This is a genomic window from Pseudomonas sp. 910_21 (assembly GCF_052850735.1).
On sequence record NZ_VXCY01000004.1, the window covers coordinates 501667 to 514450 of the forward strand.

The 12784-nt window shown below is 63.7% G+C and carries 11 protein-coding genes; 7 read left to right on the forward strand and 4 right to left on the reverse strand.

Annotated elements, in window-relative coordinates:
- Window positions 1-36: 36 nt before the first annotated feature.
- The 3 genes from FW796_RS15975 to FW796_RS15985 all read left to right on the forward strand — a co-directional run bounded on the left by FW796_RS15975 (window position 37) and on the right by FW796_RS15985 (window position 4326).
- Window positions 37-924, forward strand: a complete 888-nt coding sequence (locus FW796_RS15975) for a LysR family transcriptional regulator (protein ID WP_346634133.1) — start codon at window positions 37-39, stop codon at window positions 922-924.
- Window positions 925-1204: 280 nt separating this feature from the next.
- A complete protein-coding gene (locus FW796_RS15980) occupies window positions 1205-3553 on the forward strand; it encodes an FdhF/YdeP family oxidoreductase (RefSeq protein WP_446439562.1) in 2349 nt (782 codons plus the stop codon).
- Between the two features lie 299 nt (window positions 3554-3852).
- A complete protein-coding gene (locus tag FW796_RS15985; RefSeq protein ID WP_123724200.1) occupies window positions 3853-4326 on the forward strand; it encodes a YMGG-like glycine zipper-containing protein in 474 nt (157 codons plus the stop codon).
- A 21-nt stretch (window positions 4327-4347) separates the two neighbouring features.
- On the opposite strand, the gene FW796_RS15990 is transcribed toward FW796_RS15985, so the two are convergent.
- From FW796_RS15990 to FW796_RS16005, 4 genes are all read right to left on the reverse strand, one after another.
- Window positions 4348-4782 (reverse strand): acyl-CoA thioesterase, encoded by a 435-nt coding sequence (locus FW796_RS15990; protein ID WP_123724201.1) that lies wholly within the window; start codon window positions 4780-4782, stop codon window positions 4348-4350.
- Between the two features lie 113 nt (window positions 4783-4895).
- Window positions 4896-6830: a RecQ family ATP-dependent DNA helicase gene (locus FW796_RS15995; protein WP_446439563.1), complete on the reverse strand. Its 1935-nt coding sequence runs from the start codon at window positions 6828-6830 to the stop codon at window positions 4896-4898.
- Window positions 6831-6950: 120 nt separating this feature from the next.
- Window positions 6951-8081, reverse strand: coding sequence for a polysaccharide deacetylase family protein (locus FW796_RS16000; RefSeq protein ID WP_446439564.1), 1131 nt, complete (start codon window positions 8079-8081; stop codon window positions 6951-6953).
- Between the two features lie 67 nt (window positions 8082-8148).
- Complete coding sequence (locus FW796_RS16005) at window positions 8149-9321, reverse strand: tetratricopeptide repeat protein (protein ID WP_446439565.1); 1173 nt, start codon at window positions 9319-9321, stop codon at window positions 8149-8151.
- 233 nt (window positions 9322-9554) lie between these two features.
- On the opposite strand from FW796_RS16005, the gene FW796_RS16010 reads away from it, so the two are divergent.
- The 4 genes from FW796_RS16010 (at window position 9555) to FW796_RS16025 (ending at window position 12723) form a co-directional block, all read left to right on the forward strand.
- Complete coding sequence (locus tag FW796_RS16010) at window positions 9555-9908, forward strand: DUF1493 family protein (protein WP_446439566.1); 354 nt, start codon at window positions 9555-9557, stop codon at window positions 9906-9908.
- A 135-nt stretch (window positions 9909-10043) separates the two neighbouring features.
- The gene (locus FW796_RS16015) at window positions 10044-10538 is read left to right on the forward strand and encodes a helix-turn-helix domain-containing protein (protein ID WP_404938049.1); all 495 of its coding nucleotides are present in this window, start codon (window positions 10044-10046) and stop codon (window positions 10536-10538) included.
- Window positions 10535-11806 carry a type II toxin-antitoxin system HipA family toxin gene (locus tag FW796_RS16020; RefSeq protein WP_103740882.1) on the forward strand — a complete coding sequence of 424 codons (1272 nt, stop codon included), beginning with the start codon at window positions 10535-10537 and terminating at the stop codon, window positions 11804-11806. Before FW796_RS16015 ends, FW796_RS16020 begins: the two co-directional genes overlap by 4 nt.
- 62 nt (window positions 11807-11868) lie before the next feature.
- A complete protein-coding gene (locus tag FW796_RS16025) occupies window positions 11869-12723 on the forward strand; it encodes a DMT family transporter (RefSeq protein WP_346634212.1) in 855 nt (284 codons plus the stop codon).
- The last annotated feature ends 61 nt before the right edge of the window (window positions 12724-12784 follow it).

The following is a 12784-nucleotide window of genomic DNA, read 5'->3' on the forward strand; positions in this document are numbered from 1 at the left end:
GGTAGAATCCCGGGCTTTTGCCGCTCCGGAGCGAAGATGGACCTCAAGCAGCTGAAATTCCTCATCGCCCTCGACGAAACCCGCCACTTCGGCCAGGCCGCCGCGCGCTGCCATATCACCCAGCCAACCCTGTCCATGCGCCTGCGCAGCCTCGAGGAAGAGCTCGACCTGCCCCTGGTCAACCGTGGTCAGCGCTTCGAAGGCTTTACCGCACCCGGCGAACGGGTGCTGGCCTGGGCCCGGAGCGTCATGACCGCCTATGACGGCTTGCTGGCAGAGGCCGCTGCGTGCCGGGGCAATCTGGTGGGCACCCTGCGCCTGGGGGTGGTGCCGCTATCGAGCTTCGACCCTCTGCCGCTGATGCAGCGCCTGCATGCCGAACACCCCAACCTGCGCTTCGAACTCTCGTCCCTGAGCTCGGAGCAGATCCTCGAACAGTTGGCGAGCAATCGCCTGGACCTCGGCGTGTCCTACCTGGATCGCCTGGACAGCGAGCTCTTCGACGCCCTGACCCTGGACCCGACCCACATGGGCCTGCTCTATGACCAGCGGTATTTCAGCTTCGGCGAACAGCCCCTGAGCTGGGAGGCGCTGATCGAACTGCCCCTGGGCCTGCTCACCAGCGGCATGCACTTTCGCCAGTCCATCGACCACCACTTCCATGTTCGCGGGCTGCAGCCGCAGCCGGTGCTGCAAACCGACGCCGTCCATCAACTCGTGCGCATGGTCCACGGCGGCCTGTGCTGCGCAGTGATGCCCCTGGACAGTGGCCTGGAGATCCTCACCGAACACTTGCGCCTCCACCCCATCGCCGACGCGCAGACCCTGGCACGCCTGGGCCTGATCATGCGCCGCAGCGCGCCGCGTTCGGCCCTGGCGCAAGCCTGTTTCAGCCTCTACCAGGAATCCTTCAGCCATTGTTGATCGACGCCATCTATCAATAGATCAGTACTAGCAATTAGACGCGACACAATGCCGCGCTTAGTCTTGGGACCCGATGACCGCTGGTCCCTCACTCAATGCCAGCCCTGGCAACTCCCGCAGCCGCGCTCGGCGCCCGCCAGCCCCACAACCACCCAGAGCGCCCGTCAGCGGATGACACCCGCCAGGCCCGTGCAATGGCCGCGTCATCACCGCCTCAACCTTGCCCACCTGCCGCAGAACTGTGCGCCGCGGGTCCACAGCCCCGCGATGGAGAAGCCCTGTGAGTACACACAACCAAGCCGATCAGACACCCGTTGCCCGCTACAAGCCCTACAAGGGCCCGGCCGGTGGCTGGGGTGCCCTGATCAGCGTGGCCCAGGCCTGGCTGACCAGCGACAACGCGCTGAAGAACATCCGCATGATGCTCAAGACTAACCAGAACGGCGGCTTCGACTGTCCGGGCTGCGCCTGGGGCGATTCGCCGGAAAGCGGCATGGTCAAATTCTGCGAGAACGGCGCCAAGGCGGTGAACTGGGAAGCCACCAAGCGCCGGGTGGACGCGGCCTTCTTCGCCAAGCACAGCGTCACCTCCCTGCTGGAGCAAAGTGACTACTGGCTGGAGTACCAGGGCCGGCTGACCGAGCCAATGCGCTACAACGCCGAAACCGACCGCTACCAGCCCATCAGCTGGGAAAATGCCTTCAGCCTGATCGCCAAGCACCTGCGCAACCTGCCCAGCCCGGACATGGCCGAGTTCTATACCTCGGGCCGGGCCAGCAACGAAGCGGCGTACCTGTATCAACTGTTCGTGCGCGCCTACGGCACCAACAACTTCCCCGACTGTTCGAACATGTGCCACGAGGCCAGCGGCGTAGCCCTGGCGCAAAGCGTCGGGGTCGGCAAGGGCACCGTGACCTTTGACGATTTCGAACACGCGGACGCGATTTTCGTCTGGGGCCAGAACCCCGGCACCAACCACCCGCGGATGCTCGAACCGCTGCGCGAAGCAGTCAAGCGCGGCGCCCAGGTGGTATGCGTCAACCCGTTGAAGGAGCGCGGCCTGGAACGCTTCCAACACCCGCAGAATCCGCTTGAAATGCTCACCAACGGCAATCGACCGACCAACACCGCCTACTTCCGCCCGGCCCTGGGCGGCGACATGGCGCTGCTGCGGGGTATGGCCAAGTTCCTTTTGCAGTGGGAGCGCGATGCGCAGAAAGCCGGGACGGCGTCGGTGTTCGACCATGACTTCCTCAACGCCCACACCGCCCACGTCCTCGATTACCTGGGCACCATCGACGACACCCCCTGGGAGCAGATTGTCGAGCAGTCCGGCCTGACCCTGGTGGAAATCGAGCAAGCGGCACGCATGTACGCCAAGGGCAAGAACGTGATCATGTGCTGGGCCATGGGCATCACCCAGCACCGCCACTCGGTGCCGACCATCCAGGAAATCGCCAACCTGATGCTGCTGCGGGGCAACGTCGGCAGGCCTGGCGCCGGGTTGTGTCCGGTGCGTGGCCACAGCAACGTGCAGGGCGACCGCACCATGGGCATCAACGAACGCCCGCCTGTGACATTCCTCGATGCCCTGGAGCGGCGCTTCCAGTTCAAGGTTCCTCGGGACAACGGCCACAACGTGGTCGAGGCGATCCACGCCATGCTCGAAGGCCGCTCGAAGGTATTCATCGGCCTGGGGGGCAACTTCGCCCAAGCCACTCCGGACAGCCCGCGGACCTTCCAGGCCCTGAGCAATTGCGACCTCACCGTGCAGATCAGCACCAAGCTCAACCGCAGCCACCTGGCCCACGGCAAGGACGCGCTGATCCTGCCATGCCTGGGTCGCACCGACATCGACCAGCAGGCCGGCGGCCCGCAAGCGGTGACCGTGGAAGATTCCTTCAGCATGGTCCACGCCTCCAACGGCCAGTTGCAGCCGCTGTCGTCGCAGATGCGCTCCGAGCCATGGATCCTCGCCGGGATGGCTGCCGCGACCCTGGGCAGCCAACCGGTGGACTGGAACTGGCTGGCAGCGGATTACGGGCGCATCCGTGACCTGATCGCCGACACCATTCCCGGCTTCAAGGACTTCAATGAACGGCTCAAGCACCCGGGCGGTTTCTACCTGGGCAACAGCGCCGGCTCGCGCCAGTGGAACACCCCTTCGGGACGCGCCAATTTCCGCGCCAACCTGCTGCCCAAGGACCTGATCCACGAACGCACCCGGGCCACCGGGCAACTGCCGGACCTGATCCTGCAGTCCATGCGTTCCCACGATCAGTACAACACCACCATCTACGGCCTCGATGACCGCTACCGCGGGGTCAAGGGGCAGCGTGACGTGCTGTTCGCCAACGAAGCGGACATCATCCGCCTGGGCTTCAAGCCGGGGCAGAAAGCCGACATCGTTTCCCTGTGGGATGACGGCCGCGAGCGTCGGGTCAAGGGCTTCACCTTGCTGGCCTTCGACATCCCGGCCGGCCAGGCTGCGGCCTACTACCCGGAAGTGAACCCGCTGGTACCGTTGGAAAGCACCGGCGATGGCAGCCACACCCCAACGTCCAAGTTCATCGCCATCCGCCTGGAAGCGGCCAGCGACAACGGCCTGATCATGGCTCGCTCGGCCTGATGCCTGACTTGAGGGCCTCTTCGCTGGCAAGCCAGCCCCTACGGTTGACAGGTAAGCCGTAGGAGCCGGCTTGCCGGCGAACGCTTCCCCACGACTCTGAATCGCGGACACAAAAAAGGCCGCTCTTGCATAAAAGCGGCCGTTCCGAAGTAGCTAAAGACCCGTAAAAACCACTTAAGTTCCGCAATAAAAACAATAAGTTACGAGATTGTGTACAACTCGTGCTATTCGTCGGATTTCGTTTGTAAGCGCCGTGGTACAGCCTCAGGATCGCGCCGTCATCCCTTTGAGGCTCATGTATGAAGTTCTCCTCGATTCTCTTGTTGTCCCTTGGCCTGGTCAGCGGCATCGCCTCTGCTGGTGGCACCACTGAAGCAGGTGTGGGCGGCGCATTGGGCGGGGTTCTAGGCTCGGTGGTCGGTCAGCAGATCGGCGGCAATACCGGTTCGGCCATCGGCGCGGCCCTGGGCGGCGCAGGCGGCAGTGCGGTGGGTGCGGACAAACGCAGCCGTGGCCAGGCAGCCATTGGCGGTGCCCTGGGTGCAGCCGGCGGCAACGTGGTCGGCCGCAGCATGGGCGGCAATACCGGCAGCCTGATCGGGGCCGCGGCAGGCGGTGGCGCCGGCGGCGCATTGGGCAACTACATGGGCAATGAAAGCGCCCGGGAAGATCGCGACTACCGTGGCCGCGACGACCGCCGCTACTACCGCGACGGCCACCGTGGCCGTGGCCATGCCTACGGGCATCGCAAACACCGTCACTATCGCGACTGATCTGGCCGACAGGTATCGGGGTCAAACCACCAGCAGGTGCTCCAGGGCCGCTCGCAACGCGGGCGGAATCGGCACCGGCTGGTTTGACCGCCGATCCACGAACACATGGACGAAACGCCCCGCCGCACAGGCATCCGCTTCTCCCGCCTTGAACACCGCCAGTTCGTACTGCACCGAACTGTTGCCCAGCTTGCCGACCCGCAGGCCGATCTCGATACGCTCGGGAAAGGCGATGGAAGCGAAGTAGTCGCAGGCCGAGCTGACCACGAATCCCACCACCTCGCCGTCATGGATATCCAGCCCGCCCTGTTCGATCAGGTAGGTGTTCACCGCCGTGTCGAAGAAGCTGTAGTAGGTGACGTTGTTCACATGGCCGTAGACGTCGTTGTCGTGCCAGCGGGTGATGATCGGCTGGAAGTGGCGATAGTCGCCACGTTGCGGCATAGGCTCGGACATCGGGGGCTCTCTCCCATGGATTGAAGGCCGGACGATCGATTGATCGCCCGGCATTTCACCGCAGACACCCAAGCCTGGGCAAATCCTTTTGCGCCCCTTGCGCCGGTGGCTTGTCAGGCGGCCAGATGAGCCTCGCACCACTCACGCACGGCAGCGTATGGATAGTCCTCCAGTGCCGCGAACCCCGGGATACTGCGCGCCTTGAGTTTGGTGAACAAGGGCACGCTGATGCCGCAGAGAAAGCGCGTCAGTCGCTCCGCTCCCGGCACATCGCCGGTGTGCTGCTGATGCCTGTGGATAAAGTCGCCGCACAGCCCGTTGAAGTTTTTATCCACAAGCACGGGCAATACGGGTGGTTCCGGCAGTCGTGCTACCTGGCCATGACAGACCGAACAATGCCCACAACGCTGGGGCGCCTGATCGTCACCAAAATACTGCGCCAGCCGATGCCCCAGACACTGCTCGGTGGCAAACAGGTCGAGCATGGCGTGAATCCGCGCAATCTCGCTGCCCTCATGCCGGGTGAAGTAAGCGTGCAAGTCTGTGCTCAAGGCACCGGCATCAAAGTCGGTTTGCAGCAGGCTGTAGACCTCGGTCATCTGCTTGCTTTCCAGCTCCACCCAACCCTTCTCCTGGAAATAATCCAGGGCCTTGACCACCCGGTTGCGCGGCGCCTGGTACTGCTCGTAGAGCGCGTCGAAATTCACCGTGGCCCAGGTCCGGGCCCGGCTGGAGGTGTTGATGACGGCCTGGACAAAGTCCCGGCGCTCGCCTTCGAAACGCGCCAGCAAGGCCTCGGGCTCCAGCAGGAACTTGAAGCGGTACTCAGCGAAGTAGGCATAGCGTGGGGCGATCAGGCCCCGCAACTCCAACTGCACCAGCAGGGTCTTGAGTGGCAACTGGCGGATGTTGCTCTGGTCCGCCAGAGGCCCGAGCAGAAACTCCCATTGTCCTTCCGGCACCGACGCCTGCAATTCATCCAGCACACAGCGAATACCGCTCAACTCAGGAGTGTCGCCGTAGACGAAATTCTCCAGCACGTTGAGGCTGTCGCGGTTGGCCAGCACCAGGCAATCCGAAGGCTGGCCGTCGCGCCCGGCACGGCCAATCTCCTGGCTGTAGTTCTCGATGGACTTGGGCAGATCGAAGTGCACCACGTTACGGATGTCGCTCTTGTCGATGCCCATGCCGAAGGCGATGGTGGCGACGATGCAGTTGCTGCGCCCTTCCATGAACCGCCGCTGGATCGACTCGCGTTGCTCATGGGGCAGCCCCGCGTGGTAGGCCTCGGCGGCGATGCCCTGGCGGCTCAAGTGCTCGGCGATCTGCTCGGCGGTCTTTTGCAGAGTCACGTAGACAATGCTTGGCTGCCCGGCCCGCTCACCCATCCACTGCACCAGGCGCCGGCGCTTGTCGGCGCCGCGCACCGGTTCCACCAGCAGGTTGAGGTTGGGCCGGTAGAAGCCGGTGGTCACCACGTCGGCCACGTCGATGGCGAACTTGGCCTGCATGTCGGCGATCACCTTAGGCGTCGCCGTGGCCGTCAGCAGCAGGGCCTGGGGAATGTTGAACTGGCGCTGGTAGTCCGGCAGCTTCAGGTAGTCGGGACGAAAGTTGTGGCCCCATTCGGAGATGCAGTGGGCCTCGTCCACCACCAGCAGGGAAATCGGCACCTGCTGCAAAAAGTTACGGAAGCGCTCGTTCTTCAAACGCTCCACCGAGATCATCAGGATCTTCAGCTCACCGGAGCGGGCCCGAGCCATGACGTCATTGGCGTCATCGCGGCTCTGTGCCGAATCGATGCTGGCGGCAGCGATGCCGTGGCGCTGGAGAAAGGCCAACTGATCCTGCATCAACGCCAGCAGCGGCGAGACCACCAGGGTCAGATGCGGCAGCAGCAAGGCCGGCAACTGGTAGCACAGGGACTTACCGGAGCCAGTGGGAAAGATCGCCGCCGCCGAGCGCCCGGCCAACACCGCGCTGACCGCGGCCTCCTGGCCCGGACGAAACTGTGGATAACCGAAGACCTGTTCGAGGGTGCTGTGCATAAGGGTCACTCCTTTGACCGCTGACCTGTCCTTGAAGACTAGCGGCACAGGTCGGCGGTTCGAGAAAAGGTCGTGGAAAAACAGATACCGGATGATACCGGGCGAAGGGGACGACAGGACCTAACGCAAGCTTCGGCAGTCCAGCCATTGCACGCCATTGTGCCGATTGGCCTCGAGCAGTGCCGGCACCGCCTGGGGCGCCTTGGCGTGGGTGTCATGGAACAGGATGATGCCACGCCGCCAGAGCAGCATCAGGGTCTGCACCCGCTGGACGGCAGCCGGCGCACTGACCTTCTTGCTCCAGTCCTGGGAGTCGATGTTCCACAACATCAGTTGCAGCCCCTGGGCCTTGAAGAACGCGGCGCTGTCGCTGCGTCTTTGCCCGTAGGGCGGACGAAACAAGGGCTGGTATTCATCCGTCAGGGTGCGATTGACCAGGTTGGCGCTGTGGATCACCGAGTTCTGCCACTCGCGCCATGAGGAGTGGGATTTGTGCTCCCAGCCATGTACGCCAACGCACTGACCGTCGTACAACTCGCGCATCTGCACAGCCGATGAATGGCTCAGACGCGCCTGAAAAGAGTCTCCCAGGACAAAGAACAGGCCATGCAGATCCTGGGCACGCAGCACATCGATCAGTTGGTCTGTACGCCCGTCGTACATGCTCGGGCCGTCGTCGAAGGTCAGCAGGAACTGACGGTCAGCCAGTTCATCGCCCAGCCGCTCTGTCGGGTCCATGCGCTGGATCTCGCTGCTGACGCTCGGGAACAGCGCCGCCAAGCGCAACTGCTCATTCAGGTACTGAAGATGAAACAGCGCACTGGCCTCGGCCCAGCTGCCATAAGTGGCCTTGCTGCCACCGGTGAAACTGACCACCAACTGCCGCAGCTCGCCGAGGTTGCGCACCGGCAGGCAGAACGGTGCACCTTCGCAGTCCTGGCTGGCCAGGCGGTAGTTGTTCAGCAACAACTCCCAGAAGCGCTGACGCACCTGATTCACTGACTTCAGATCCAGCTGCCTGACTCCGAGCCGCTGCTTCAAGGCCTGTTCGTCCAAGGCTTCGCTGGCCAGCAGCGCCTTGCCAAACATCAGAATCTCGCCCCGTGAGGCAGTGTCGAATTCCGCGGCGCTGGTCAGGGCATTCGGCCAGCCACTGCGGTCGATGGTGGCGAACACCTGCGGCCCGGCCGCCTGGGCCACGCCGCCGGACAGGCACAGCGCCAGCAACCAGGGGAAAACACGAAATCGCATACCAACCTCCATAAATGCACAACGCGCCACTGCCGGCGCGTTGTGGAGATAACTTGTGCCTGTGTGATCAGCGGTTTTGCAGCCGCTCTATGGCCTTGTCGTACACCGGGTTGGCCTTCTGCTCCCGGGCTTTTTGGTAGTGTTCAAGCGCCGTGGCCAACTGCCCGGCGTCCTCGTAGATGCGCGCCATGTCGTAGTAGGCACTGGCGCGAATGGTCGATGCGGCCGGGCCGATGGCCAGGGCGATGGCCTTGCGATCAGCGGCAATGGCCTCATCCGGACGGCTGTTCTTGCGATTGGCCAGGGCCAGGTTGCTGTAGGCCTGGGCAAAGCCCGGGTCGAGCTCGATGGCTTCGCTGTAGAAGATCCGCGCCCCGCCGAAATCGCCCTTGCGGTAGGACTCCTCGCCTTTGAGATTGAGGCTCTTGGCATCCACCGGCCCGAAGTCCTTGCCCACCACTTCATCGATGGACTTGGCATTTTCCAGCAGCGGGTCGAGCGCGCTCATGACCGATTCCGGCTCCTCGCTGCCTAGCAGCAGCCGATCGATATCCTGCAGGCGGCCATCGGCAGTCAGGCGAAACACCACCCACAGATTGCCCTTGCGGTTCTGCGGCACGCGGTAGCTGCGGATCAGCGCAGCGCCTTTATAGACAAAGACCCGCGCCTGGCTGCGGCCCAGGCGCAACGCTTCGTAGTTGGTGCTGTTGGTGAAGTCGTGCACGGCAAAGACGTAGGCGTCGCCCGGCACACGCTCATCGATGGTGATGGTTTCCGGGCGGCTGCTGTCGCTGCTGTCTGCCTCCAGACGGGCTCCCGGCCCCTTGCCGGTGGCGAAGTACAACAGCTTGTGGGGATAACTCAGATGAGCATCGAGGTCTTCACCCGGCGCACTCCAACTCACCACCACGCGCAGGCTTTCGGGGTTGTCCAGCACCGGACTCAGGGCGTAATTCAAGCCCTGGCACGGGCACTTGACCCGCAGGTCGGCGTAGCCGGCTTTACGGATCAGCAACTCACTGGCCGGCGAATCGGCTACCTGGGCCGTCAGGGTTACCCGGCCCTGGGCATCGGTGCTTCCTGAAACCTGAGTCGCGCCCTGTTGCACCTGCACCTGGGCATCGGCCAGCGGCGCGCCCTTGGCCAGCGCATCCAGCACCTGGATCGACAGCGCCTGAGCCTGTACCGAGCTCGCCAGCATCCCTAGCCACAACAGCGCCGCGAGGCGAAAAAAAGCCATAACAAAATCCCTGTAGATAAGGGTGACCGGGCCTCTGCCCCGGCCCACCAGCCAGCGGCGAACCATACACAGTTTTGCCCGCCAATGCTCGGTCCAACCAGGGAAATACCGGGCAAAAAAACAGTGCCAAGCTCTCGAAATGGCCCACTGGCGCAACCACTTGGTGACTTGCAACTCAGCCGGAGAATCGCCGTACACTCCACCTTCTCAAACGCCGCAAGTGAACTCCGATCATGCAACTGGCCCCTGGCTTTCCCGACGACGCCACCATGCGCCAACTGATGCAGTTGCTGCATGAAGAAATCGGCCTGCCTGAGCGCAAGACCCTGCGCCTGAGCACCGCCATCAATCTCGACCTGGGCTGCGACGGCGCCGATGCCCGGCATTTGCTGCACGCCCTGGAAGAGCAGTTCGGTATCGACTTTATCGACTTCGACAGCTATCGCTACTTCCAGCCCGAAGGCTTCGACCCGTTTCAGAAACGCCGGGCCAAGGGCCGGGGCGACAAGGTGCCGCTGACCATCGGCATGCTGTACCAGGCGATCAGGCAACAGCGCTGGGACACCCAGGTGCTGGAAGCGCTCTAACCCCGGCAGGGTCAAATCCGCCCTCGAAAAACATCCGCAGCAGCGGCCTGACTCGCTCAGTAACGAACTGGCGCACCCAAAATTAAGTGCTAATATTCTGGCAGTTTTAGTTAAAAAACACAGGAATAATGGCACATGGCTAAGAAAACCGCCCCACTCCTGCCGGCCACAAGCAAGCTGCTCGATGCCTTTGGCGAACGCCTGAAACTGGCTCGACTGCGGCGCAAGCTGACCGCCAAGCAAGTGGCCGAACGCGCGGGCATGTCACTGACCACATTGCGTTCCCTGGAATCGGGCGGGTCCGGCGTGACCATGGGTGCCTACCTGTCGGTGATGCAGGTGCTGGGGCTGGAAAAGGACCTGGAGCAACTGGCAGCCCGCGATGAGCTGGGCCGCCAGTTGCAAGATGCCCGGCTCTTGCCGGGAGACAGCAACGCACCAGGCAAAGCAAGCCGCGCCCCCAGCCTGCGTTCGACCAAGGCGCCTGCTGCCGGCCTGACCCTGCATGAAGCCGCGGCCGAGCCGATCCCCCCAGCGCCGCCCTCGGCGGACTTTCCGATCAATACCCAGTCGCTGAGCAGCCTCCTGAAGCCCGCGAAAAAGCGCACACCCAGGATCGATGAGCCATGACCCTGATCGCTGTATATGCCGATTGGGAGTCTTTGGGCGGGCCAAGGCGCCTGGGCTGGCTGCATGTCGGGACAGTCCGCGCTGCCAGCGTCTTCGAGTTCGAATATGACCCCGCCGCACTGCTCGATCCCGAGCTGACCAGCATTGCCCTGGACCCGCGCATCGGGCGATTCGCCGGCCGGCAATTCAGCGGCCAGCAGCAAAACCGCTTTGGCGTGTTTGCCGACTCAAGCCCCGATCGCTGGGGCCATCTACTGATGCAACGCCGGCTGGAACGGGACATTCGCGAAGGCCTGGCGCCCGCCGGCACCCGCCTGCAGGACGCCGACCTGCTGCTGGGGGTGCATGATCTGTATCGCGTCGGCGCCCTGCGCTACCGCCTCGATGACCAAGGCCCGTTCCTGGATGATCGCGACGGCCTCGCGGCGCCGCCCTTCGTCGAACTGCGGGCCCTGGAACAGGCCAGCCGCGCCCTGGAAAACGATCCGCACAACAGCGCCGCCGACGGCGGCCAATGGTTGCGCATGCTGATCGCCCCGGGGGGATCACTGGGCGGCGCCCGCCCCAAAGCCAGCGTCGCCGACGACAAGGGCCACCTGTGGATCGCCAAGTTTCCCAGCGTCCGCGACGAACATGACGTCGGCGCCTGGGAGATGCTCCTCAACGCCCTGGCCAGCCATTGCGGCTTGCGAGTTCCCGAGGCCATGGCGCAACGCTTCGCCAGCGACCAGCACTGTTTCATGGTCAAGCGCTTCGACCGCACCGAAGCGGGCGGCCGACTGCACTTTGCCTCGGCCATGACCCTCACCGATCGCAGCGACGGCGACGACGCCTCCACTGGCGCCAGCTACCTGGAACTGGCCGAAGTGCTGATCGCCCACGGTGCGCAAACCCGTGCCGATTTGCGTGAGCTGTGGTCGCGCATGGTCTTCAACCTGCTGGTGTCCAACAGCGACGACCACCTGCGCAACCATGGCTTCATGCTCGAACCCGGGCGCGGCTGGCGCCTGTCACCGGCCTACGACATGAACCCCTGCGCCCACGCCAGCGGGCTGAAACTCAACATCAGCGAAGCCGACAATGCGCTGGACCTTGAACTGGCACGGGAAGTAGCGGCATATTTCCGCCTCGGTCGTGCAGAGGCAGAAGGCATCATCGAACACTGCCAGAGCGTGGTTCGCCAATGGCCCACCCTGGCCCAGGCCCTGGGGCTGTCACGGCGTGAACAAGAACGCATGGCCCCGGCGTTTCGACTCGCACAGCAGTAAACAGCACGGCCGTTGGGCTCCGCCAACCCGTCAATCGACAAGGACAGTCAGTGGACGTATTGATGGGCTTGCTCGCCGCCCTACTCTGGGGCGGCACCGATTTTCTCGTGGGGCTCAACGTGCGCGCCGTGGGCGTGAAACGTGCGGTGTTCTTCAGCCAGTCCCTGGGCTTCACCCTGATGAGCCTGCTGCTGGCGATCTTTCCCGCCATCCTCTACAAGGCCATGGCCGCGCCCGCGCAGGTCTGGCTGATGGGCGTGCTCGCCGCGGCCTTTACCGTCTCCGGCGCCCTGGCTCTGGGCAAGGCCTTCGCCCTGGGCAAAGCCTCCATCGTCGCCCCTTTGGTGACCTCCTATGGCGTGGTCACCACCTTGCTGTCCTGGGCCAGCGGCGAACAGATCAGCCTGCTGCAACTCATGTGCATCCTGTTATGCGTGATCGGCGTGATCCTCTCCAGCCTGCACTCGGACAGCAAACTGCCCCACAGCACCGCCGCCGGCCGCTCGATCTTCTTCGCCCTGCTCTCGGCCGTTCTGTATGGCACCAGCTTCTGGCTGCAGGGCCGCTACACCCTGCCGCAACTGGGGCCGATCAGCATGCTCTGGCTGGGTTACGCAGTCGGCAGCGGCGTAATGCTGCTGATGGTGCTCAAAGTCGCGGACGGGCTGAAGATCCCACCGCTGAAAAACTGCGGCCTGCTGGCCTCCACCAGCCTGATGAACCTCGGCGCCTTCTTCGCCTTTTCCTGGGGCGCCATGAGCGGCTCGGTGTCGGTGGTGACGGTGATCAGCACCCTGTCCGGCGGCATCGCTGCGGTACTGGGCTATGTGTTCTTCAAGGAGCGGCTGACGGCGGTGCAAGTGACCGGGGTGGTGCTGGTGTTGTTGGGGGCGTTGGTGTTGCACTTGAAGACGTGAGCCTTTCTGTAGCCCACAAAAAAGCCGCCCCGAAGGGCGGCTTTTTCATGGCAGGTCGAAG

What these genes read in the sequence shown, in the direction of transcription:
- FW796_RS15975 (WP_346634133.1), top strand. Translation starts at nt 37, where the DNA reads ATGGACCTCAAGCAGCTGAAATTCCTCATCGCCCTCGACGAAACCCGC.
- FW796_RS15985 (WP_123724200.1), top strand. Translation starts at nt 3,853, where the DNA reads ATGAAGTTCTCCTCGATTCTCTTGTTGTCCCTTGGCCTGGTCAGCGGC.
- FW796_RS15990 (WP_123724201.1), bottom strand. Translation starts at nt 4,782, where the DNA reads ATGTCCGAGCCTATGCCGCAACGTGGCGACTATCGCCACTTCCAGCCG.
- FW796_RS15995 (WP_446439563.1), bottom strand. Translation starts at nt 6,830, where the DNA reads ATGCACAGCACCCTCGAACAGGTCTTCGGTTATCCACAGTTTCGTCCG.
- FW796_RS16000 (WP_446439564.1), bottom strand. Translation starts at nt 8,081, where the DNA reads ATGCGATTTCGTGTTTTCCCCTGGTTGCTGGCGCTGTGCCTGTCCGGC.
- FW796_RS16005 (WP_446439565.1), bottom strand. Translation starts at nt 9,321, where the DNA reads ATGGCTTTTTTTCGCCTCGCGGCGCTGTTGTGGCTAGGGATGCTGGCG.
- FW796_RS16010 (WP_446439566.1), top strand. Translation starts at nt 9,555, where the DNA reads ATGCAACTGGCCCCTGGCTTTCCCGACGACGCCACCATGCGCCAACTG.
- FW796_RS16015 (WP_404938049.1), top strand. Translation starts at nt 10,044, where the DNA reads ATGGCTAAGAAAACCGCCCCACTCCTGCCGGCCACAAGCAAGCTGCTC.
- FW796_RS16020 (WP_103740882.1), top strand. Translation starts at nt 10,535, where the DNA reads ATGACCCTGATCGCTGTATATGCCGATTGGGAGTCTTTGGGCGGGCCA.
- FW796_RS16025 (WP_346634212.1), top strand. Translation starts at nt 11,869, where the DNA reads ATGGGCTTGCTCGCCGCCCTACTCTGGGGCGGCACCGATTTTCTCGTG.